12 protein-coding genes are annotated in these 23,230 nt (G+C 40.7%); 2 read left to right on the top strand and 10 right to left on the bottom strand.

Translation table 11 applies throughout. From position 1 onward, the window contains the following. The first annotated feature begins 225 nt into the window (after window positions 1-225). Window positions 226-4,518: a hybrid sensor histidine kinase/response regulator transcription factor gene (locus INE92_RS25040; RefSeq protein WP_149951306.1), complete on the top strand. Its 4,293-nt coding sequence runs from the start codon at window positions 226-228 to the stop codon at window positions 4,516-4,518. Window positions 4,519-4,588: 70 nt separating this feature from the next. On the opposite strand, the gene INE92_RS25045 is transcribed toward INE92_RS25040, so the two are convergent. From INE92_RS25045 to INE92_RS25065, 5 genes are all read right to left on the bottom strand, one after another. Further along, window positions 4,589-4,795 (bottom strand): DUF3791 domain-containing protein, encoded by a 207-nt coding sequence (locus INE92_RS25045; protein WP_004308500.1) that lies wholly within the window; start codon window positions 4,793-4,795, stop codon window positions 4,589-4,591. Next, window positions 4,792-5,316 (bottom strand): DUF3990 domain-containing protein, encoded by a 525-nt coding sequence (locus INE92_RS25050; RefSeq protein ID WP_004308501.1) that lies wholly within the window; start codon window positions 5,314-5,316, stop codon window positions 4,792-4,794. The genes INE92_RS25045 and INE92_RS25050 overlap by 4 nt, the downstream gene beginning before the upstream one ends. Continuing rightward, window positions 5,313-5,561, bottom strand: a complete 249-nt coding sequence (locus INE92_RS25055; RefSeq protein WP_004308502.1) for a DUF3791 domain-containing protein — start codon at window positions 5,559-5,561, stop codon at window positions 5,313-5,315. The genes INE92_RS25050 and INE92_RS25055 overlap by 4 nt, the downstream gene beginning before the upstream one ends. Window positions 5,562-5,632: 71 nt before the next feature. Beyond that, a complete protein-coding gene (locus tag INE92_RS25060) occupies window positions 5,633-8,596 on the bottom strand; it encodes a glycoside hydrolase family 2 protein (RefSeq protein ID WP_004308503.1) in 2,964 nt (987 codons plus the stop codon). 14 nt (window positions 8,597-8,610) lie between these two features. Next, a complete protein-coding gene (locus tag INE92_RS25065; protein WP_004308504.1) occupies window positions 8,611-10,512 on the bottom strand; it encodes a rhamnogalacturonan lyase in 1,902 nt (633 codons plus the stop codon). Window positions 10,513-10,732: 220 nt separating this feature from the next. Here INE92_RS25065 and INE92_RS25070 point away from each other — a divergent pair, with 220 nt between their 5' ends. Further along, window positions 10,733-12,196: a glycoside hydrolase family 28 protein gene (locus INE92_RS25070; RefSeq protein WP_004308505.1), complete on the top strand. Its 1,464-nt coding sequence runs from the start codon at window positions 10,733-10,735 to the stop codon at window positions 12,194-12,196. Window positions 12,197-12,264: 68 nt separating this feature from the next. Here the strand turns inward: INE92_RS25070 and INE92_RS25075 are convergent, their stop codons facing one another. The 5 genes from INE92_RS25075 to INE92_RS25095 form a co-directional block, all read right to left on the bottom strand. Next, the gene (locus tag INE92_RS25075) at window positions 12,265-15,435 is read right to left on the bottom strand and encodes a DUF4450 domain-containing protein (protein WP_008642250.1); all 3,171 of its coding nucleotides are present in this window, start codon (window positions 15,433-15,435) and stop codon (window positions 12,265-12,267) included. Continuing rightward, window positions 15,401-15,910, bottom strand: coding sequence for a DUF4450 domain-containing protein (locus INE92_RS25080; protein WP_004308507.1), 510 nt, complete (start codon window positions 15,908-15,910; stop codon window positions 15,401-15,403). Before INE92_RS25080 ends, INE92_RS25075 begins: the two co-directional genes overlap by 35 nt. Before the next feature lie 39 nt (window positions 15,911-15,949). Beyond that, window positions 15,950-17,026: a glycoside hydrolase family protein gene (locus tag INE92_RS25085; protein WP_004312563.1), complete on the bottom strand. Its 1,077-nt coding sequence runs from the start codon at window positions 17,024-17,026 to the stop codon at window positions 15,950-15,952. A gap of 663 nt (window positions 17,027-17,689) precedes the next feature. Then, window positions 17,690-18,469 (bottom strand): hypothetical protein, encoded by a 780-nt coding sequence (locus INE92_RS25090; RefSeq protein WP_008642253.1) that lies wholly within the window; start codon window positions 18,467-18,469, stop codon window positions 17,690-17,692. A gap of 124 nt (window positions 18,470-18,593) precedes the next feature. Beyond that, window positions 18,594-22,952 (bottom strand): hybrid sensor histidine kinase/response regulator transcription factor, encoded by a 4,359-nt coding sequence (locus INE92_RS25095; protein WP_004312562.1) that lies wholly within the window; start codon window positions 22,950-22,952, stop codon window positions 18,594-18,596. Between the last annotated feature and the right edge of the window lie 278 nt (window positions 22,953-23,230).

The raw sequence follows: 23,230 nt of genomic DNA on the forward strand, positions 1-23,230 counted from the left end.
GTTTTCAGTAATTCTATCAGTCTGTAATTTTTTAGACGCGGATTACACGAATGACACAGATTTAAGAATGAAAAATCCGCGTCATTCGTGTAATCCGCGTCTAAATAATGGTAGTAATTGCTCTTTAGCATATCCGCTTCCTACTATTTAATGGAGTGTTTCTTTTATTATCTCAACTATCTTGATTATTTTTGTCCAACATTTATTATTAATCTTGGAATCTTTATGACGCAAAGACACCTTTTAGTTTTCACTTTCCTTGTTAGCTTTGTACTGAATGCTTATAGTGCAATAGAGCTTCGTTCTACACAAATGAGAACTAGTGACGGTCTTCCCAACAACTCTATCCGATACATCTATCAGGATAGCAAAGGTTTTTTGTGGCTGGCTACCTTGAACGGATTAAGTCGTTATGATGGTAACTCTTTCCTGACCTTTCGTCCGGAAGCCGGAGATAAAGTGTCTTTGGCCGACAACCGGATTTACGATCTCACAGAAGATAAAGATGGTTTTTTATGGATTTCCACTACACCTGAACTATATAGCTGCTATGATTTGCAACGTGCCCGTTTTGTTGATTACACGGGTTGCGGTGAGTTAAGGCAGAATTACTCTACTGTATTTGTTACAGCCAACGGAGACGTATGGTTATCACATCAAGGCAATGGTTGCCGACGTATGGTGCATCAGAAAAACGGTGAAATGACATCTACCGTATTCAGGACAGAACGTGGAAACCTGCCGGATAACCGGGTGAAATTCGTGAATGAAGATGCCAGTGGACGTATCTGGATAGGCACTCAATGCGGATTGGTTTCTGTCTCCAACGGACAATATCGGATAGAAGACCGGTTGATTCATTTCACTTCTTCTCTGGCTTATAAGGATGACATGTATTTCCTTACGGCAGATGGAGATATTTATTATTACCATTCGGCTACGCAGAAGATGCAGAAGCTGGCTGCCCTTTCAACCGTTGCAGGGCAGACGTCACCTACCGGAAATTTCTTGTTGAAAGATAAATGGATGATTCTGACTACGACCGGAGTATATACTTATGATTTTACGACCGGAGAAGTAGCCGCTGACCCCCGTCTGAATATTAAAAAGGGCGAACTGATTCGCGACAACCACGGAGACTATTGGATATATAATCATACAGGACACCTCACCTATGTGGTTGCCGCAACCGGTGAAAGTAAAGATTTCCAGTTGATCCCTCAAGATAAGATCAGTTACATCGACTTCGAACGTTATCATATCGTACATGATTCCCGCGGAATCATCTGGATTTCTACCTATGGGAATGGGCTTTTTGCTTATAACACAGCCGAAGATAAACTGGAACATTTCGTAGCCAACATTAACGATCAAAGTCATATCAGTTCGGATTTCCTGCAATATGTCATGGAAGATCGTGCCGGTGGCATCTGGGTAGCTTCGGAATATTCGGGTTTATCCCGCATTTCAGTGTTGAATGAAGGAACTTCCCGCATCTATCCCGAATCCCGTGAACTGTTCGACCGTTCGAATACCATCCGTATGTTGACCAAAATGTCTAATGGCGATATTTGGGTAGGTACGCGTAAAGGCGGACTTTATACCTTTGACGCAAATCTTCAGTCGAAAATGACGAATCAATATTTTCATTCCAATATTTATGCAATCGCTGAAGATCGCCAGGGACGGATGTGGACTGGAACCCGTGGTAATGGATTGAAGGTGGGAGATACCTGGTATTATAATACCCCGTCCGACCCGACTTCATTGTCGGATAATAACGTTTTTGCTATTTATCGCGATCGCAAAGACCGTATGTGGGTGGGTACATTCGGCGGAGGGCTCGAATTGGCTGAACCTACTTCTGACGGGAAATATAAATTCCGGCATTTCTTCCAGCAAACGTTCGGAATGAGGATGGTGCGTGTGATAGAAGAAGATGAAAACGGAATGGTCTGGGTAGGAACCAGTGAGGGGATTTGTATCTTTCATCCGGACTCACTGATTGCAGATGGCGATAATTATCATCTCTTCAGTTATACAAACGGAAAATTCTGCAGTAATGAAATCAAATGTATCTATCGTGATACGAAAGGACGTATGTGGATTGGTACTTCCGGTTCGGGATTGAACCTCTGTACGCCGCAGGACGACTATCATTCATTGAAATATGAGCATTACGGAACTTCCGAAGGGTTGGTCAATGATGTGATCCAGTCTGTTTTGGGAGATAGAAAAGGAAACCTTTGGGTAGCGACTGAATATGGAATTTCCAAGTTCACCCCGTCCACCCGTTCTTTTGAGAACTATTTCTTTTCTTCCTATACTTTAGGTAATGTGTATAGTGAGAATAGTGCCTGTATGCGTGAAGACGGGAAATTGCTTTTTGGTACAAACTATGGATTAATTGTGATCGACCCTGAAAAGATACAAGATAGTGAAACGTTTTCTCCGGTTGTTTTCACTGATTTGTACGTCAATGGGACCCAGATGAATCCGCAGATGGAGGATTCTCCTTTAAAACAGTCTCTTGCTTATTCAGATGAAATTACACTGAAATATTTTCAAAACTCATTCCTGATAGATTTCTCTACTTTCGACTATTCGGATAGCGGACATACGAAATATATGTATTGGCTGGAAAACTATGACCAGGGATGGAGTGCTCCTTCTCCACTGAACTTCGCTTCCTTTAAGTACCTGAATCCGGGAACCTACATACTTCATGTCAAGTCCAGCAATGGATCGGGTATATGGAACGACAGTGAAACTACACTGAAGATTGTAATCGTCCCGCCGTTTTGGAAGACTACCTGGGCAATGTTGTGCTATGTTCTGTTATTGATGGTAGCCTTGTATTTTGCCTTCCGTATTGTTCGCAACTTCAATGGTTTACGCAACCGTATCAATGTCGAGAAGCAACTGACTGAATATAAGCTGGTCTTCTTCACCAATATATCTCATGAATTCCGTACTCCGCTTACCTTAATCCAGGGAGCTTTGGAGAAAATCCAGCGTGTCACGGATATTCCGCGCGAATTGATATATCCTCTGAAAACAATGGATAAGAGTACGCAACGTATGTTGAGACTCATCAACCAGTTATTGGAATTCAGAAAGATGCAGAATAATAAACTGGCGCTTTCTTTAGAGGAAACAGATGTCATCTCTTTCCTTTATGAAATATTTTTGAGTTTCGGCGACGTGGCGGAACAGAAGAATATGAACTTCCGTTTCTTGCCTTCGGTGCCATCTTATAAGATGTTTATTGATAAAGGTAATTTGGATAAGGTGACTTATAACCTGCTTTCAAATGCATTTAAATATACTCCTTCCAACGGAACGATTATTCTTTCGGTGAATGTGGACGAAGGGAAGCAAACATTGCAGATTCAGGTTTCGGATACGGGAGTGGGGATTCCTAAAGAGAAACAGAATGAATTGTTCAAGCGGTTTATGCAGAGTAATTTCTCCGGTGACAGTATTGGAGTCGGTCTGCATTTGAGCCACGAACTGGTGCAGGTGCATAAAGGTACGATTGAGTATAAAGACAATGAAGGTGGCGGTTCTGTATTTACCGTATGTATTCCGACAGATAAGACGGTGTATTCGGAGAAAGACTTCCTTGTTCCGGGCAACGTATTGCTGAAAGAGGCAGACGGTCACGTACATCATTTGTTACAGCTTTCGGAAGAGCTTCCTGACCCGGAAAAGATGGCTGCTCCTTTGAACAAACGGAAAGTGCTGATTATTGAAGATGATAATGATATCCGTGAGTTTCTACGGGAAGAAATTGGCGCATACTTTGAAGTGGAAGTGGCTGCCGACGGCACGTCCGGATTTGAAAAGGCCCGTACGTATGATGCCGACCTGATTATCTGTGATGTTCTGATGCCGGGAATGACCGGATTTGAAGTGACCAAGAAACTAAAAACAGATTTTGATACGAGTCATATTCCCATTATCCTTCTGACTGCGTTGAACTCACCGGAAAAGCATCTGGAAGGAATTGAGGCAGGTGCGGATGCATACATCGCCAAACCATTCAGCGTTAAACTGCTGTTGGCACGTGTATTCCGTTTGATCGAACAGCGTGATAAATTGCGTGAGAAGTTCTCCAACGAACCGGGTATTGTGCGACCGGCTATGTGTACTACCGAACGGGATAAAGAATTTGCAGACCGCTTGGCTGCCATTCTCGAACAGAATCTTGCCCGCCCGGAATTTTCTATTGATGAGTTTGCGCAGCTTATGAAGTTGGGACGAACCGTTTTTTATCGGAAATTACGCGGCGTAACAGGATATTCGCCTAATGAATATTTGCGTGTGGTGCGAATGAAGAAAGCGGCGGAGTTGTTGCTGTCAGAAGATAATCTAACGGTTGCGGAAGTCTCTTACAAGGTAGGCATCAGTGATCCTTTTTATTTCAGCAAATGCTTTAAAGCACAGTTTGGGGTGGCACCATCGGTTTATCAGCGTGGTGTGAATAATGAAGGAATAAATGAAAAAAATGAGTGATAAGGATTCAAAAAGGAACGGTATGAAAAGAAGAGATTTTGTTTGCTTGGTATCATAATATATTCTAAAATTACTGCTTGTCTTGTAATTCACGCAATACATCATTTATAATATAAGTATCACTCATTAGATGCAGTCCGTAACGGGAGTCATGTAACATGGCACATACATTCGTTTCATAAAACAGATTTAATGCTCTTTCCGGGCTTATCTCCAATCGGGCTGATAATAATAGGACGATGCGACTGATTTTTCTCCAAAGTACTTGTTCTCTCATTTGTTACCTCCTTTTCTGTCCATAGTATCCAGTGGAAAACTATTATCAAAATGTAGATATGTATCAATGAGTTGCTGATTGAGCAAACATATCTGATGATTAGGTTGTGCATATACCAATTGCCCGAGGGCTTGCTCTATGGTGATAATGTCGTTAAGGTAATCTTCTATGGTGTCAATAACCCGATCGTTTGCTACGCCTCCTTCTATAATATCATAATCTTTCCAAGGCTGTTTTCCATTCCTACTAGCGACAATAAAATTCAACCAATGCTGATCGTAAGCATCAAAACGAAGTAGCTTGAATCCAGCTTTTATAGCTGCATCCATATCAAATTCGTATACATTAATCCATGCAGTAGTACTTGCCCGTAATAGTTGTACGCGGGCAGCCCACTGTTCTGCTTGTGAGCGTAGTGAGGTTAGATAAAAACCTCTACCGAAATCTAAATCGGCACGTCCCACTTTGGCTAAGGGATGCTCTATAGAAAGGGTGGAGCCATGATAAAGTGTTATTTTCATCCCTTCTCGCCCTCCTGTGCCTCCCAGTTCTTCAAAGCCTCGACCACATCCTCGCCTACATGTTTTAGACTTTGTGTGTGCATCACTTCGTAATTGTCCAGTAGAAGACGTTTGATTAGATTCATTTTCTCTAAACGTCGGCGCATTTCCATAGGAGAAATTCCCATTTCGCGTGCTCCAGCTTCTATTGCCATGACTGCAAAGTGAATCTTTTCACTTTCTAGGATATCCGGTTGTTTACACATAAGCGTTAAAATTCAGTTTATGAACAAAGATACTTGATGGCAGGCAAATAAACAACATTGCCGGAACTTTTTTATTTGATTGTTTCGAGAAACTCAACTTCGATGATTCTCAACTGGTGTTTGCTACTGCTTTTTTCCAATTCCATTGTATTGGCCGCTATAGCCTCTACTTCGATAATCTGTCCGAAAGCATCTTTGTCACTGGTGTTTCCTTTCAAGCGGATGGTTATCGTATTAGCACGTACGGGCTTTTCTACATTGAGATGAATATATCCCAGGCTTTTATCCGTGTTTCCGCTCCAAATCAAGGTGTTGCCGGCATATACTTCCAGCGGGTAACTTCGTGAACGCCATCCTTGCAGTTTGATGCATATATCGTCTATTTCGGCATCTCTTTCCAATGTATAGGTAATCCATGCAGTGCTTAGTTTACCGTCATTCTTCCATTCGGTCAGTTCGATATCATCGTAGCTTTTTTCAGCATCATTATTGTTGGAACCGGCTTTTGCCGAAACGATTCGTACACCCTTTTTGCTGTCTTTGTAAGAAGGGGTAGAAGGTGTTTCTCCTCTATCCAGTCTGCCTTTCAAAGTGGCCTGCGGAAGATAGGTACTCAAACCTCCGGTCACTTTTACAGGCACCGTTTCCAATGTGAGAGAGGCACTTAGAAGTCCTTTAGCCTGTGCTGTCAGAGTTACTTTTCCGGCAGCCGTCGTGCTGCGGATCAGTGCGCGGTTGATACCACATTCTACCGGAAGGTTTGTATCAAGAATATGATTGTTTTTACCTTGAGCAATACCTCCGCGCCATTCCGCCTGACCCTTGAGTGTGAACTGAATAGTGCGGTTGTCCAACGGACAACGTTGTCCGTCTTTATCTACCACTTCCACCTGTATCAATGTCATATCCGCACCGTCTGCATGAAAGCCTTCGGGGTTTTGGATAGCGGTAAGTTTCAGACTGGCAGGTTCACCGGCTGTATTTACAGCATAACGACTGATTTCTTTCCCTGCTTTATTGTAGCTGACAGCTTCCAGTTTGCCCGGTTTGAAGGCTACGTTGTCGAAAGTAAAGAGAAAATTGTATTGGCGTTTGCCTTTACCCAGGGAGTTACCATTCAGGAAAAGCTCCACCTCTTCTCCGGTAGATACTACCTGCACAGGTTTTACCGTATTATCCGGATAGTTCCAGTGTCCGATGATGTAGGTCTGGTCTTTTTCCGTATCTACCCATCCGTCCCACATTACCTGATGTGCGTAGAAAGCATCTTTTTCGATACGCATCGCGTCCGTCACTCCACTTCTTCGGTAGTTTTCCGCACCCCGGTAGTGGGTATTGGTGTCGGAGAAGATAATTTTAGTACCGCCGGAGCTGACTCTGTTACCCGTTCCGGGACGCTCACGCCAATAATCATACCAGCGGGCTATCATGGTGATGGCAAGTTCATCTTGGTTGCGGTTATAGTCAGTGGCCGGTTGTCCTTTATAAAGTGGTCCGTCACCTTCTTTGTGGAAAGGATAGCTATATTCATCCCAGTACTTTCTTAAACCTTCGTCGCGGCAATATTCGGTCGCCCACATCGGATGATGTTCGCTTCTGTTGATGTACAGCATTTCGCCACCGTATTCCGCTTCGCGGATATCCAACATTTCACGTGATCCGATGGCACGTCCGCCGAACGGGTCGTATTTGTCGCGGACAGCTTTCATTTCTATCATGTGTTCGCGGCTGATGGCTTTGTTGCCACATTCGTAGAACAGGATACTCGGATTATTACGGTTGTAGATAATCGCGTCTCGCATCAACTCCACCCGTTGTTCCCATTGACGTCCTTCACGGTCTTTTTCTGCATCTCCGGCAGGCATTGCCTGTATCAGACCTACACGGTCGCAGGATTCTACATCCTGTTTCCACGGAGTAGCGTGCATCCAGCGAACCAGATTCGCGTTTCCTTTCACCATCAGGTCATTAGAAAAATCGCTCAACCAGGCAGGTACGGACAGACCTACTGCCGGCCATTCGTTGCTGGTGCGCTGTGCATACCCTTTCATTTGGATAACACGGTCGTTCAACCATATCTTTCCTTCCGCGAAGCGGGTCTTGCGGAAGCCGGTGCGGGTACTGACTTCGTCGAATATCTGATTATTATCATCTTTCAAAGCGGTTTTTACCGTATACAAGTAACCATATCCCCAACTCCAGAAGTGAAGATTATGAAGGATGGCAGATGCTTTTACCGTCTTAGTCTCTCCGGCTTTCAAAGTCACTTTATCACCTTGGAAAGTTTTCATTAGTTTGCCGTCGGCATCAAGTATAGTCACCTGATAGCTGAATTGCCGGGTAGCTTTACTGTCATTTCTGACTTCCGATTCGGCATGAATCGTAGCTTTGCGTCCTTGGATGTCGAAGTCTTGGGCATAGACGTATACGCCTGTCGTTTTCAGGTTGCTATATAGGGGAAGAGTCTGATATACATTATCAGTAACGTACAAGAAGACGTTTTTAGGAATACCGCCATAGTTGGCATTGAAATTGCGGTCGTTCCACTGGAACTTAGAGTTAGTTCCTTCTTCTCTGTACATCCAGTCGTTGTCGGTGCGAACGGCAATCACGTTCTCACCCTCTTTGATATGTGGAGTCAGGTCGAACCCTACCGCCATAACACCGTTTTCGTGTCTGCCTAGATAATGTCCGTTAAGATAGAAGTCTCCGCGTTGGCGTACTCCTTCAAATTCGACGAATACTTTCTGATTACTTTTCAGTTCCGGAATCTGGAAACTCTTGCGATACCATACCACTGTATCTGTCAATTGTTCAATGGAAAGTTTGAATGCTTCATCTTCATTGAAGGCATGGGGCAAAGTTACTTGTTTCCATTTACTGTCGTCGAATTTTGTATCTTTGGCTTTAGGAAAGTCTCCTATCCGCAGCTTCCATTCGCTGTTGAAATTGTATTTTTTGCGTTCGGATGCCTGTATATTAATGGCGGACAGTATAGCCAGGAGAAATGTGAAAAGAAATAATTTGTGTTTCATGATAGTCTCTTAACTTACTTGAATTGATATCCTCTGAAAGTACCTTTCATTTTTATAAGGTCCGGTCCGAAATAGAATCCCGGTTGTGTTGGCTGGTTATAGCCTACATTTTGGGTAGCGATACTGATTCTGTATATCGGTTCTTCAAGGAAGGTGTGGAATCTGTATTCGGTCGGAATAGTCGAAACGTAGAGCCGGAGAGCAGCGTTGTTCTCGGAGCGTACGAGTACTTCTTCCCGCCAATCGCCTATAATGTCACCTTGGAGACAAGGATTCGATTTCGTTCCATTGTTGAAAAGAGTTCCTGTGAATTTGACAAGCGGAACAAACTTTTTGTTTTCCCAGTCGTATTTAATAATCATGTTTCTATCCAATAGTTCGCGTAATAGGTCTCCATCCCACCAGACAGCCATATTGGTCGGCATATTTCTCATTTTAGGGGCTATGATTTCTCCTTTTACGTTTCGAATTCCTTGTGAATCTCCTGACCACATTTCCACACCCGGATGAGTCGGGTCAATGTCGGCGGCCATACAACGTCCTACATCGGTATTGCTTTTTATCTGTAATAACACTTCTCCGGTGGCGGCATCTCTGTACGTACTTCCGTCACGTTTGTTTTCGTGGCAGTCCCATACTTGCAGACCTTTACGGGAAGGGTCAAAATGTGTCAGGTGGATGGCGTCTCCATGTCCCATTCGGGTAGAATAAAGTCCTTTGCCGTTGTGGTCGATAGCACAGGAACCGTAAATAATTTCGTCGCATCCGTCACCATCCACATCGCCTACACGCAGATTGTGGTTTCCTTGTCCGGCGTACTGCTCGCATCCGGGATGGTTGCTGTCGAATACCCATCGGTTCTTCAGTTCTTTTCCGTTCCAGTCGAAGGCCGCCAGAACGGTGCGTGTGTAGTAGCCTCGGCACATGACAACACTTGGGTGTACTCCGTCAAGATAGGCTACACAAGCCAGGAAGCGGTCGCTTCGGTTACCTTTTGCGTCTCCCCAGTCGGCAACGTTGCCGCGGGCAGGGATATAGTCGATGGTATGTAAGGCTTCACCGGTGTCTCCTGAAAAAACAGTCAGGTATTCTTTGCCTTTCAGAATACGTCCTTGCTTCATCATTTGATTCCTGCTTGGGTCAAAAGTACCGGCTTCGCGATAGTCTGCATCAGCATTTCCAATTACTTTTCCTTTTCCGTCCACTGTTCCGTCGGCAGTCCGCATCACTACTTCCGCTTTGCCGTCACCATCCAGATCGTACACCATGAATTGAGTATAATGAGCTCCTGCACGTATGTTTTTACCCAAGTTGATACGCCATAGTTGTTCTCCGTTCATTCGGTAACAATCGATGTATACTTCGCCTGTATAACCTTCGTGTGCATTGTCGTGTGAATTGCTGGGATCCCATTTGAGGATAATTTCGTATTCGCCGTCACCGTCTACGTCACCGATGGAAGCATCATTGGGACTGTACGTGTAGGTATCGCCTGCCGGAGTTATTCCGTCTGCCGGTTTTTGCAGGGGAATTTCCAGATAGCCGAGAGGCGCGTTTTCCGGGAATGTGTATGTACCGTCAATGTGATGCGTCTCCTTTCCTTTTAGAACAGGACGCACTTCGTAAACAGCCGTTTTCTGACTGTTATTCTTATCACGGAACAGGGTGCTGACAGTGATGGGAGTGTCTGTCAATTTCTTCCCGTCTCTGTATACGTTGAAACCGGTTTGTATCGGATCGGAAGAAAGATACCTCCACGAAACGATTACTTCTGAAGGGTTTTCGCGAATGGCAACTACGCCGCGGTTTAGTTTCTCCCGTTGTAACTTTGAGTAGTTATAACCAGGTTGTGCTGTCATTGTTACAACAGGCAGTAACATGAATATGCACAATAGATAAATTGCAATTCTTCTCATATTTGTTTTATCGGTTTGGACCTTATTGTATTTATTCACTCGCAAAATTACTCCTTTTTGTGATGTATGAAATGGAGAAATGTACAAAGACTATATACAATTGTGCACCCTTTCAAGTTAATTGTCCGTATGATATAATATTCTATCTTTTGCGTACATCTGTCCATTACCTCTTTGATGATATGCGATAATTTTGCAACGTGAACTAAAAGAAGTAATTATGAAGTATCTTTTATCTATTGTACTATTGGCCTTGATTGGTTTTACAACTCCGAAAAAGACGATTCCTGCTTATGATTGGGGAAGTGTATCTGCAGAGCCGGATTTGTCGTGGGCCGATCAGGTGGGGGCGCAGAGGACTCCGGAAAACACAGAATGGGATGCCGGAAAGTTCGGGTTGCGGAATGACACTTCCGTATTCAGTACTCCTGCTATCCAGGCCGCTATTGATGCTTGTCACCAACAGGGAGGAGGTACGGTAGTTGTTGCCCCGGGGTATTATAAAATAGGTGCTTTGTTTATCAAGAGTGGTGTGAACCTGCATCTTAGTAAAGGTACTACCTTGCTTGCGAGTGATAATATTCAGGACTATCCGGAATTTCCTTCCCGCATTGCCGGTATCGAAATGACATGGCCTTCGGCCGTTATCAATATAATGGATGCGGAAAATGCCGCTCTTACGGGGGAAGGTTTTATCGATTGCCGCGGAAAAGTATTCTGGGATAAATATTGGGCGATGCGGGAGGAATATGAGAAGAAGAATCTGCGTTGGATTGTGGATTATGATTGCAAGCGGGTGAGGGGAGTACTGGTTTCCAACAGCAAGCATATCACGTTGAAAGACTTTACGTTGGTGCGTACGGGATTCTGGGCTTGTCAGATTTTGTATTCGGATCATTGTTCGGTGAGCGGACTTACTATTAATAATAATGTAGGAGGTCACGGACCAAGTACGGATGGCATTGATATTGATTCATCTACCAATATTCTGGTAGAAAACTGTGATGTGGATTGCAACGATGATAATATTTGTATTAAGGCAGGGCGTGACGCCGACGGACTGCGTGTGAATCGTCCCACGGAGAATGTGGTGGTTCGTAACTGTATTGCCCGTAAAGGTGCAGGGTTACTGACTTGCGGAAGTGAGACTTCCGGTTCTATTCGTAATGTACTGGCTCATGATCTGATAGCGTATGGCACAGGATCTGTATTACGGCTTAAATCGTCTATGAATCGTGGTGGGACAGTAGAGAATATTTATGTCACAGGAGTTGAGGCTGATAGTGTATCTAATGTATTGGAGGTGGATTTGAACTGGCATCCAAAATATAGTTATTCGAAATTACCTGTAGAATATGAAAGTAGGGAGATTCCTGCACATTGGAAAATAATGCTGACTCCAGTAGAACCTAAAGAAAAAGGGTATCCACACTTTCGCAATGTTTATTTCTCTCATGTAAGAGCGAAAAGATCTAAATGTTTCATTACAGCTTCGGGGTGGAATGATAGTTTACGTATTGAGAACTTCTATCTATTTAATATTCGAGCACAAGTGAAAACAGCGGGAAAGATAGTGTATGGAAAAAAAGTTCGATTAAGTGAAATTTATTTGGAAGTGGAAGATAAGAGTCAAGTAAGACAAGAATACAATATTGATAGTAAAATAGAAATCAGTTATCAGTAGGAATATTATGGACAGTGTCCAGAAATATATAGAATGAGGGTGTATCATTGATCACCCTCATTCTGTGGCTATTTGACTAGCGTTACTCCCATCAATCCTATCACGACTTCATTGGCTGTCGTCTCCAAAGATAATGATTTTAATTCTTTAACTGGATTGAGTGGCAGATCAAGCATTGTAGCCATACCACCATCAATAGATATCGGGTTGTTCGATATTGTTTTTCCAAGTTCGCCTGCATGATATTTGCTTACATCACCTGTTTTAAGGCGTACTCTCCACGGACGTGGATCTTTAGTGTTGAAAGCATATCCATCTACGAATATATCCTGATCTAAAGGAATTAAATTATCTGGTAATATAAGTTTCAGTACTTCTTTTTGTCCATCTGTATATTCTATTTTGATTTCGCCATTTACTATATGAGATTGCATATAATAAGTGGAAGCTGCAATGAGGAAATAGGCTTTAGAAGCTTTACCGTTTAGTGGTATATTAATGGAAGTCGGGTAGTTATCCCATAATGTGGTGAATGCAATATTATTATATTCTTTTTCTCCTGGAGTACTGAAAGGTATTCCTTGTGGCATAATGAATCTATTGTTATTTCTTGAAGCCTTATTTCTTATTCCACGGTCATCAATAACAGAAATACTTTGAGGATGACACCATTGTCCCATACCTTGGGTCGGAACTTGTAATGTGGTGTATTTCCATCTTGGGAACATATATTTTCCATAAGCGAATATATTACTTACTTTGTCATTAAATATTTTCTTCATGTCTACCGTCTTATAAACTGATTTTTCCGGTACAGAGATATTCCAATTGATGGCTCGAAAAGAGTAAGTGTCTTTTCCGGATTTGACTTTTATTCTATTAGTTCCTGAAGATGCAATGGGAATATCAAATTCATAGTTGTTTTTTCCATGAGCTTCTATATTGATGTTTTCATTCACCTTTTTACCATTGATATACAAATCACCTTTTATCACTTTATCCATATTGTTTTTCAAGGTAAAAATAAGAGAAGAAGATTCAGAATCACAAACGATATCAAGCGGATTGTTGACATTTATATCTATGGGAAGCCAATAATTCATATTTCCATTGGTGATATTGACAAATACAGTGCGATGTCCGTTTTGAGCGGTTATAGTGCCGGTTAGTATGTCATTCTTTAAGTTTGCATGACGCAGAACGTTTTGCGGGTCATATATTTTTCCTGATTTATAAGGAATATTTAGTCTGAACTGGCTGCCATTGGCTACATTGACAGATATCATGTCTCTGTTTATTTTTTCTCCGTCCCATTCTATCGTGATATCGTATTTGTCAGCTATTCCTGCCTCAAACTTAATTTCTGGAGATAAAATAGTGGTTGTAAGTAAAGTATAGGGTGTATCTTTTCCATTTACTTTGATAGATTTAATTTTGTTTCTTATAGCTTTTATTTCCATTGACAAGCTGACATCTTTTTTGAGTAAATTAGGAGTTATAGAATACCTTTCTATATTGCCTTTCCTTTCAAAAGTATATGCCATATTTTGAGTTTCAATTTCTGCAAAATTCCAATCATCGGGGAATCCGGGTCTTATCGTTAGTCTATTATTAATAAGATCTGGCATGATACCGTACATACCCTGTACAAGAGCACGTACCCCTGTCGCTATTCCATCGGCAAAATCACGATATGTCTCTCTGCGGGCTGCGTCATAGAATGACAATTGTGTGACATTTCCCGGACCTGAACCAAGGTACATCGCATCCAGAACAGCTCCTTTGAACATTTTGAAAGCCTCTTCATAACGTCCTGTTTGCCAATAAGCAAGGGCGGTATGTGAGATTTCTCCGAAAGCGACATTGTTGATAGACCACATATAAGGTTGCCAGTTTGTTGTTGAAATCACATAATTGGCAGTATCCTTCAAACCTTTTCCCATGACGGGGATGTGGGGGATTTCCGTATCTATATATCGGGTTGCCTGATATGCCTTGAAGGGATCATGTATATCAGAATCTATTGCATGATAAATAGTCCATATGGCAGCGTTGTCATGTCGTATCCGGTTTCCCATATTATCTTTAAACTCCGCCCACCATCCTTTGTCTTTTATCCATAATTCTTTGTTTATGGCAGATAATATAAGTTCTGCTTCTTTTTTGTATATGCTTGGATCTTTTCCTAATTTTTCGGATATTTCTGCCATTATTTTATTTGCCCGGTAGTTATATGCAGTAGAATGTGTCACTTTACCGCCATTGTATTGTAATGCGTCTGAAGCCCAGATACAAGCATAGGCATCATATAACCCGTCGTTATCGGGGTCGAATAGTTTTTTTTCCCATGTAAAGTGACGTTGGAGGGCAGGATATATTTCTCGTGCGTAATCAAGATCTCCGGTCCATTTGAGATGCCACAACAGTTGGTCTATAAAGACTAGATTCATATCATAATGATGCATGACGTCTCTTCTATTAGGAACTCTTCCTATATAACCATTACTATACATGGGGGTTCCCCATATTTTTGCAGACCGTGCGAGGTTTAGGGCTGTGTCCTGAAGATGGGGTAATGTGACGGGAACATCTATAACTTGCGAATTAAGATAACCGTTAAAGTGAGTTTTTGCCCTATCTTCTAATCCCATCAAGTCTGCGAGATAAGCCCCTCTCCAACCGGTAAGAAGTAATTCGCGGAAACAGATGGCTCCATGTAGATACGATGGAGATTGCCATACAGCATCTTCCGCTCCAGAGAAGGTGCCTCCTAATGTGTTCAGAAATGGATCAGGTGTTTTTATTTTGATTCTGGAAGCTATTTGGGTTCTGAACTCAACACCTTTGTTGAAAACATTACTGAGATCATTATATTGAAACTCACTATGACTTTTAGGGTTGTGCAGTTCAATATAGAAAGGAATGGTACTAACCGGATATTTTGCTATGATAACCGGTTTGTTTGATTTGCGGGATGTGATAAGTTCGTCCAATTGGTCAATAAGGTTTCCATCCACTTCTTTTATATCAGTTCCGATAGGAAAGGTTCCTGCTATGGACATTACTTTATGTTGAGAGGCTCTGTTGCTGGTGTGGTGCCCGTATTGTATCGTAAATTTGTTTTGATTAATTTGATATATATTTCCGGAACAATTGTTGGCTTTAATGAAAAAACAATCGGCTGGGTCGGAATTCAAGTCTCCCTCACGTCCGAATTTCTGATTGTTGGCTCCCCCCATATATCCACAAGATTTTAGTGCCGGCAGGGATGTCTTTGGCTTTGTATCTTACTACTAATCCATCGCCATCGGACATAGCTACAGCATCAATTGTCAGACTGCCGTTTCCTAGATGTCTCCTGTCTCTCACAATGTAGGTGCGTTGCCCGGATTTAAAACGAGATTCAATGAATTCCATATCTTTTATCCAAGTAATATTTGAGGGGGTAGATATAGCCATATATACACTTCCACCGAGGTTAGGCATGTAAAGTCCGAATTCGGGGAAGTCACTGGTTTCAAAACGAAAGCCGGTATTAGTTCCATAAATAGCTCTAGTAAATCTTTTATTTCCATTGGTTATTACAAACTCTTCTCCTTCGGGTTTATATCGAAGAGTTCTTTCTTCTCCGTGCCAATAGGAGGAGTGAGGCAAGTCTTTTGCGTTTGCCGGGAATTGCAACAAGGTAAATAATATCAATATAATTTTTTTCATAACAGTTTTTTATAAGTGTACTTTAAGTTCTATGTTCGTTTATTCGGGCTTGATTTTAAAGACGAAACCTGAAGATGTTTCTGCTTTTCCCCCTTGGGAAGCCGTGAAAAGGTAAGCCGGTTTTCCATTTTTCATTAGTACTTGCGGGCGTTCGAAACGTCCATAACGTTTGAGATGTTTAGGAGCGGGTGGTTGTTTGATATAATGCTCTGCTCCAAACCAACCAATTTGAGGGTTTTGCCAGTTCAGCCCGTCTTTGGATTCGAAATAGAGCCCCACTGTATGGTCGTAGAACCCCATATCTCTCATTAACATTTTGAATATACCGTTTTCATACCAGATATACGCATCTTCTACTTGCCTGTTTTCTCCGAAACCGGAGAAATCGACGATCGGATTTTTTTCATATCGTCGATAAGGTCCTGTGATTTTATCTGCAAAAGCTACCCCATATTTCCGGTTACCTGAAATACCATTGATATGTTGGTTCACATATTCATTTTCATTACAAGATTTATAATAAAGCCAGTATTTTCCGTCCGGATGTTTTAAGAAAGCTGGATTAGTGGTAATATAATCATCCCATTCACCTGTATTTCCAGGCATTAATAATGGTTTTTCGCATCTTTCCCACGGTCCCCAAATAGAGTTTGCTACAGCGTATCCGATACGTTTCGTTCCAAATTTACCATTGGTTGCTCCCATGTAAAATAGCCAGTAACGACCGTCTATTTTATAAATGCTTGGATTGTGACATGTATTACCATCAAAATAGCCCGGGCGGGGGGACAGTACTGTTGATACATATTTGTATGGGCCTTCCGGTTGGTCGGCTACGGCGTGTGCGATTTCACAATGCCCCAGCCATCCTTTCATTTCATACTTTTTTTCCCAACGTGAATAAAATACATGTACTTTATTCTTTTCATCTATAATTGGTGCACAACACCACACATAATAATTATCGTCTTCCAAGATGCGTCCCATAGGTTCCAAACGTTCAGCAAAAGAAGAAATAGCATCTGCTGGATAGTTCTTCGGCTGGTCAAGACTTTGGGCTTGTGCCGACGCAATCTTTAAAATAAAGAATAATGCATAAAAAAGGATGTGTTTCATAATTTCTGTGATATTTATATATGATTAATAATTCTTTTAGACCTGTATGACAAAATTAGGTTGATTCTGCAAATAGCTATGATGAAAAAATTCCATTTTGTATGTAGTTTTATCCACAAATAGCGATATTATGGTTGTAAGGTATTAGATATGGAACTTTGTTACAAATACTTTTTCTTATAGTAGCGCACTCTTGACAAAGCCTTTTTAATTTTGTATATTTGCAAGCGGAAAGATTAATGGATAAAGAATTTAAAAAAGAATGAAAATAGAATAGTACAATATTATAACAATATATCAGAAGCTCCTTACAATAGTTAAGCTGTGAGAGTTACCGTATAAGCTAAAGGCTGCAAATCTTTATAAGGTTCGCAGTCTTTTTTGTTATGAAAAAGTACAGGGAGAACCTTAAAATCGAAATTTATAATTTATAATAAACTTGGATACCGTTTTTAATAAACTCCTCAATAGTTTATTAAAAACAGAAAGCTTGTCTATTAAAGATAAGTCATTTTTTTTCTTTATGTGAAGGAGGAGGATAATACTTATTATGATGTAAAATGACAGAAGTGAATTTAAGTGACATGATTGTAAAAACAATGGAGCATTGTACACAATTCAATGCTCCATATTACATCATAATGCAATAATAAAAATAGATTTTTATTGAGCTATCACACCTGCCCAACTGGAAGAGAAGCGGAAGTTACCGACATTTCCGGTCAAATCATCGCGGTTCCTAAATGAAATAGAACGAATCCCCCCTTTTAATTTGTTATTATCTTCGTCCCCCTTCGCTACCACATCGGGTTGAGGTTCTTCTGCTGTTAAGGCTGGGTCTACAAATAATGAAACCTCGTTCTTTTTATAATCCAGTTTGAGAACCAATAGATGCGTCTTATTAAGCGCATGGCTTTTGAAGGATTCTGCATTAACTCTTAACAGATTAGTCCCGAATCGGATATGTTCATCGTCTATCTTACCGACATATACTCTGGCACGCAGATTACCGCCAGTATGAACAGGGGAAAGAGCAATGAAATCGCCTAAGCGACTGGAAGCGACGGAGGAAAAGTTTGCCAAAAATGAAAGGTATAAAGTTCCCCTGCAATAGTCATTCTTTTCAGAAATGGAATATACGCTAAATCTTGAACCTTTCACATTTTCCGGGAGTTCTCCTATTTTGATAGATACTCCTTTTTCCGTATATCCCTCATAACTGAGCTCTTGTCCGGTAATGGGACTACCGGCATTCTTGTCAGTTTGGGAAGAGAATGCTTCACACCAGGTATCTATTTTTATCGGAGCATCAGCTTTATTATATGTAGCTTTTTCCAATTTATCACCTTGTTTATATCCATTTAGCAGATTGCTTTTTAATACTTGTGCGTTGCTTGATAATACAAAGGCTGCCAGGCTTAAAATTAATACTGATCTTTTCATAATGCTATAATTAAATGTGTTGATAATTTTTTCTGAGACAAAATTAGTCTGAACTTTTTATTCCGACTAGTGAAAAAATTCCATTAAACATGTACATATGTTCACAAACACATAAATATATTTATTAATCTTCGTTTATTTCTGTTTCTCTTATGCCCTCTTGGTATCTTTTCTGATAACTGGAAGGAGAGATGCCAAATTGAGCCTTAAAACATCTGCTGAAATAGAACGGGTCATTGATGCCGACCATATAAGTTACTTCAGATACGGTATATTTCTTGGTTGACAACAATTCAGCAGCTTTCTTCATTCGCATGATACGAAGATATTCTTTGGGAGTATATCCGGTCACTCCACGCACTTTACGGTAAAAGATGGTGCGACCCAGTGACATCATAGAAGCAAAATCATCGGCAGTAAATTCAGGGTTAGTCAGTTGTTCTTCCACTATCTTGGTCAGATTTTCGACAAACTCCTTGTCTTTATCCGATGTACACATCACAGGACGTTTGGCTGACAAGTCATTGGAAAACTTCTCCTTTAGTTTGTCACGCTGTTCTATCAGTTTGAATATGCTTGCCAGTAACAGTTTGGTACTGAAAGGTTTTGTTATGTAAGAGTCTGCACCGCTTTTCACTCCTTCCAGATGGCTTTCCGCTGCATTCAGGGCTGTAAGTAGGATTATAGGAATATGACTGGTACTAAAGTCACTTTTTAGTTTACGGGTTATCTCGAAACCATTATATCCAGGCATCATGACATCGCTGATAATGAGGTCTATATCATTATTATGGGCATACTCCAGACCATTTTTTCCATCCGCTTCGGCAGCAACCTCGAAATATGGGGTCAGTTCTTCTTTCAAGAATTCCCGTACGTCATTGTCATCCTCGATAATAAGTATTTTCCGTTTGTTTAGAGGACCCTCTTGATCAGATGCGTTCAGTTCTGTTTTTAGTTCTTTCTCTATATTTTCTACTTCTTTATCTATTTCTTCTTCTGATTCAGAGTGAGCATTTTCCTCATTAAGAGCAGAAAGCGAAGGATGGTTTTGTGCTTCTTCTTTTAATATGGCATTTTCAGGAATAAGGAAGTCGTTAGATTGATAAATGGAAGAATCAGTAGGTAAAGTTACAATGAAAATAGAACCACCTGACGGATTTTCTTCATAGCAGATGTTCCCTTTGTGAACATGAACCAGTTCATGGGTAAGATGTAAACCTACTCCTATACTGTCGCTAGAAAAACTGCTTTGCATGAAACGTTTAAACAGCTCATTACGTTTTTCTTTGGGTATGCCTACACCTGTATCCGTTACTTTCATGATTAATAGCTGTTTCTGTTTATCAATATAAATGCTGAATTCTATCTTTCCACCGGAAGGAGTATATTTGAAAGCATTTGATAAAAGATTGTAGGCGATTTTGTCGATATTACCTTTATCAATATACATTTTGTATGAATTGACGGATGGTATAAATTTGAAATCCATATTCTTGGATTCGGCTGTATCCTGAAAGCTTAGGTAGATTTCATATAAGAAAGCGATAACGTCAGTTTCTTCAAGTGAAAGGGCGAGTTTGTTGTTCTGCATTTTCCGGAATTCAAGTAATTGGTTGATCAGACGCAGCATACGCTGGGTACTTTTGTCCATTAGTTTGATAGAGTAACGTATCTCCTTGGGGATATTGTGGGTACGGTGGATTCTGTCCAAAGCCCCTTGTATTAGTGTAAGCGGAGTTCTGAATTCATGTGAGATATTGGTGAAAAATACTAACTTGTATTCTGTTAATTGCTTTTCTACTTTAATTTTATTCCGCAAGTTGTTAATATTCCTGATAGTACGATATACAAAATACATGATAATGCCTGCAATGAGTATGTAAACAAAGAAAGCCCATCCGGTTGCCCAAAAAGGGGGAGTTACTTTGATTTCAAGTGTCTCCTCGTTATCACTCCATATACCTGATACGCTGCAGGCTTTGACATGTAGATAGTAGGTACCTGCCGGTAAGTTTTTATAAGCTGCAAAGTTTAATGTAGAAGGAATACTCCAGTCATCGTCATATCCTTCAAGTTTGTAGCTGAACCTTGTATTAGTCGAAATTGGATAGTCAAAAGTGGAGAAGTCTATGACAAAGGAACTTTGGTAATATTTCAGACTGATGGCATCTGTATATGCCAGAGCGGCTGTCAATGGAGAGTCCATATCGGCAGGACGGACTGATATTCCGTTTAACTTTAAGTCTGTAAATGTAACGGACAGAATTTTCTCTTTGTTTTTAATTTGCTTAGTATTGAGTATTATAAGTCCGTGGTTGGTGCCGAAAGCCAAACGACCATCTTTTAATTTGGCACATCCTTCTGTATATACATTCCCCAATATATCATTAGAAAAGAAGTAATTGTTGAATATTTTGTTTTCCGGGTTAAAACAAGAAATCCCATATTCGGTGGATACCCAGATATTTCCTTCATCATCTTCAATGAAAGCTTGTACTACACTGTGGACAAGTCCATCATTGACCGTATAGTGAGTAAAGGATATATCTTTATAATCATTCTTTATATTGGCTACGCAAAATCCGATACCTGATTCGGCAATCCATATCCTGCCTTTCTTATCTTGTATAATTGATTTTATTTCATTGCTTTTCAGGGCATGGTTATCCAGATTGTATTGGTAAAAATCGTTCGGGTCTTTTATAATACGGTCAGGATCGAATACAAAAACACCTTCACTGGTTCCTACCCATATCCATCCGTTACGGTCTTCGCAGATAGTGCGGATTTCCTTTTGGCCATAAGTCTTATTGAAAAAATGCCGGAATATGTATTTGTCTTTTTTAGGAACAGCGAGATCAAGTCCTCCGCCGAACGTTCCTATCCACATACGTTGTTTGCGGTCTTGCAAAATGCAGAATACTGGATCGGCAGCTAAGGAATTTGTATCGGTTGCCTGATGTATATAGTGTTGGTCGTCTCCGACTTGGAGCCCTTTCCCGCGTGTTCCCAACCATATATTACCTTTACTATCCTCACATGCAGAATAGATATTTATATCATAATACTTTTTGCTTTTCTGTTTTGTTAGTTTATTATCGTAGATATATAATCCGCCTGCACGCGTTGTTATCCATACTTCGTCATCTTGCATGTGGGATATGAAGCGGATGGCATTTGCCCTGTCGATATTTAATTCACCTTCGGGATATACTTTTGCAGCCCCTTTATTTATGATTTCAATTTGGGATATACCGGAATATTCGCTACTTGTCCATAAATTGCCCGAGTGATCTTCTATTATATATTGAAGATAGTTTGAGGCGATGGGATTTGTATGATTGGCGGTTGCGGTAAAATGTTCCAGTTCTTTAGTAGTAGGATTATAGGCAAAAAGTCCGTTCCCATAAGTCGTTATCCATATAATGTCTCTGGAGTCATGATAGACATGATAGCGTTCGTAATCAATGAAATATGGAAGCTTTGACGATCTTACATCAATCTTTTTGACACTACCGGATTCTTTTTGAATATAGTTAATGTATCCAGTCTGATTATGAACCCAGTAGTTGTTGCGGTTATCTTTCACTACCAATCCATTACGGATATTGAGCTCTTCCGGAGCAATTCTGGTTGTATTGGTCTTGGGATTGAATAAGATTCCGCCTTGTTTGGTAAATAACAGCCATTCGTTACGTAATACAATATTGCCTGTTAGCAAAAAATCAGTTGATGTGGCAGTATTGGCAACTTTCGTGAGGTGCTGCTGGTTGTATTTCCAAATAAATCCCTCTGATGTTATGAAATAAATAGTATTATCAATGACTGCGCTTTGAAGGAAGTAGTGAGTCGAATCTATACATTCGAGCGTGTTATCTTTAAGTAAATACAGCCCTTTTCCTGTACCAATCCAAATGGAATTTGAATCAAATACACTAAGAAAACGTATATTGTCGGATTTTAGTTTATGGTTGTCGGTAGAATATGTTTCCGAACTGAATTTGTTGTTTTTATAAGTAATTTTCCGGCAGCCTTGCACCCTTCCCCAAAGCCATATATCCTTATTAGGGAGGATTGTGACTTCATTATAACGGTCTTTCATTTCTCCTTTGCCGGTGAAATCTACAAAACAGTCTTTTTTCAAATCATAACAACTGATTTGTTCCGCGGAAGTTGTAATCCATAGGAATCCGTCGGAGTCTTCCTGTACACTTCTGATACGATGATCCGCTAATGACAGTTCTTCACCGCTCTGGGGACGGAAAGTAACAAATGAATTTCCATCATAACGGCTCAGGCCATTTAAAGTAGAAAACCAAATGAATCCTTTGCTGTCTTGATAGATATGCCTGATAGAATTATTGGCTAATCCGTCAGTGGCAGTCAGATTCCTAGCATGTATTTCTATGGAGGCGTTTGCCGGATATATAATACATGTACATATAAAAAAGAAAATTGTAGCTTTAATGAAGAATCTCATACTTGTATAGTGATAATAATGATTGTGTTTTTTTAGATTTGCGGTAAAGATAGATAAATAGCACGTAATTTTAAAGTTTAAATTCAGACTTTTGCATTGAATTTCTTGAATAACCTGAAAAAAAGAAAGAGGGACTATATAAGAATGTTCAGGTGGACAAATGTGCATGGTATATGGAGAAAAATGCATGAGCAGCTTCATGTATGCCGCTATATTTGCTGTTGAATTGATAACTGGATTTTGTATTACCATGGTTTATGAGATTGTATAAAACTAAT

The organism is Bacteroides xylanisolvens (assembly GCF_018289135.1).
Classification (GTDB): Bacteria; Bacteroidota; Bacteroidia; order Bacteroidales; family Bacteroidaceae; genus Bacteroides; species Bacteroides xylanisolvens.

Excerpts from the sequence above, each read along its gene's own strand:
- INE92_RS25040 (WP_149951306.1), top strand. The coding sequence starts at position 226 with ATGACGCAAAGACACCTTTTAGTTTTCACTTTCCTTGTTAGCTTTGTA.
- INE92_RS25045 (WP_004308500.1), bottom strand. The coding sequence starts at position 4,795 with ATGAGAGAACAAGTACTTTGGAGAAAAATCAGTCGCATCGTCCTATTA.
- INE92_RS25050 (WP_004308501.1), bottom strand. The coding sequence starts at position 5,316 with ATGAAAATAACACTTTATCATGGCTCCACCCTTTCTATAGAGCATCCC.
- INE92_RS25055 (WP_004308502.1), bottom strand. The coding sequence starts at position 5,561 with ATGTGTAAACAACCGGATATCCTAGAAAGTGAAAAGATTCACTTTGCA.
- INE92_RS25060 (WP_004308503.1), bottom strand. The coding sequence starts at position 8,596 with ATGAAACACAAATTATTTCTTTTCACATTTCTCCTGGCTATACTGTCC.
- INE92_RS25065 (WP_004308504.1), bottom strand. The coding sequence starts at position 10,512 with ATGAGAAGAATTGCAATTTATCTATTGTGCATATTCATGTTACTGCCT.
- INE92_RS25070 (WP_004308505.1), top strand. The coding sequence starts at position 10,733 with ATGAAGTATCTTTTATCTATTGTACTATTGGCCTTGATTGGTTTTACA.
- INE92_RS25075 (WP_008642250.1), bottom strand. The coding sequence starts at position 15,435 with ATGGGGGGAGCCAACAATCAGAAATTCGGACGTGAGGGAGACTTGAAT.
- INE92_RS25080 (WP_004308507.1), bottom strand. The coding sequence starts at position 15,910 with ATGAAAAAAATTATATTGATATTATTTACCTTGTTGCAATTCCCGGCA.
- INE92_RS25085 (WP_004312563.1), bottom strand. The coding sequence starts at position 17,026 with ATGAAACACATCCTTTTTTATGCATTATTCTTTATTTTAAAGATTGCG.
- INE92_RS25090 (WP_008642253.1), bottom strand. The coding sequence starts at position 18,469 with ATGAAAAGATCAGTATTAATTTTAAGCCTGGCAGCCTTTGTATTATCA.
- INE92_RS25095 (WP_004312562.1), bottom strand. The coding sequence starts at position 22,952 with ATGAGATTCTTCATTAAAGCTACAATTTTCTTTTTTATATGTACATGT.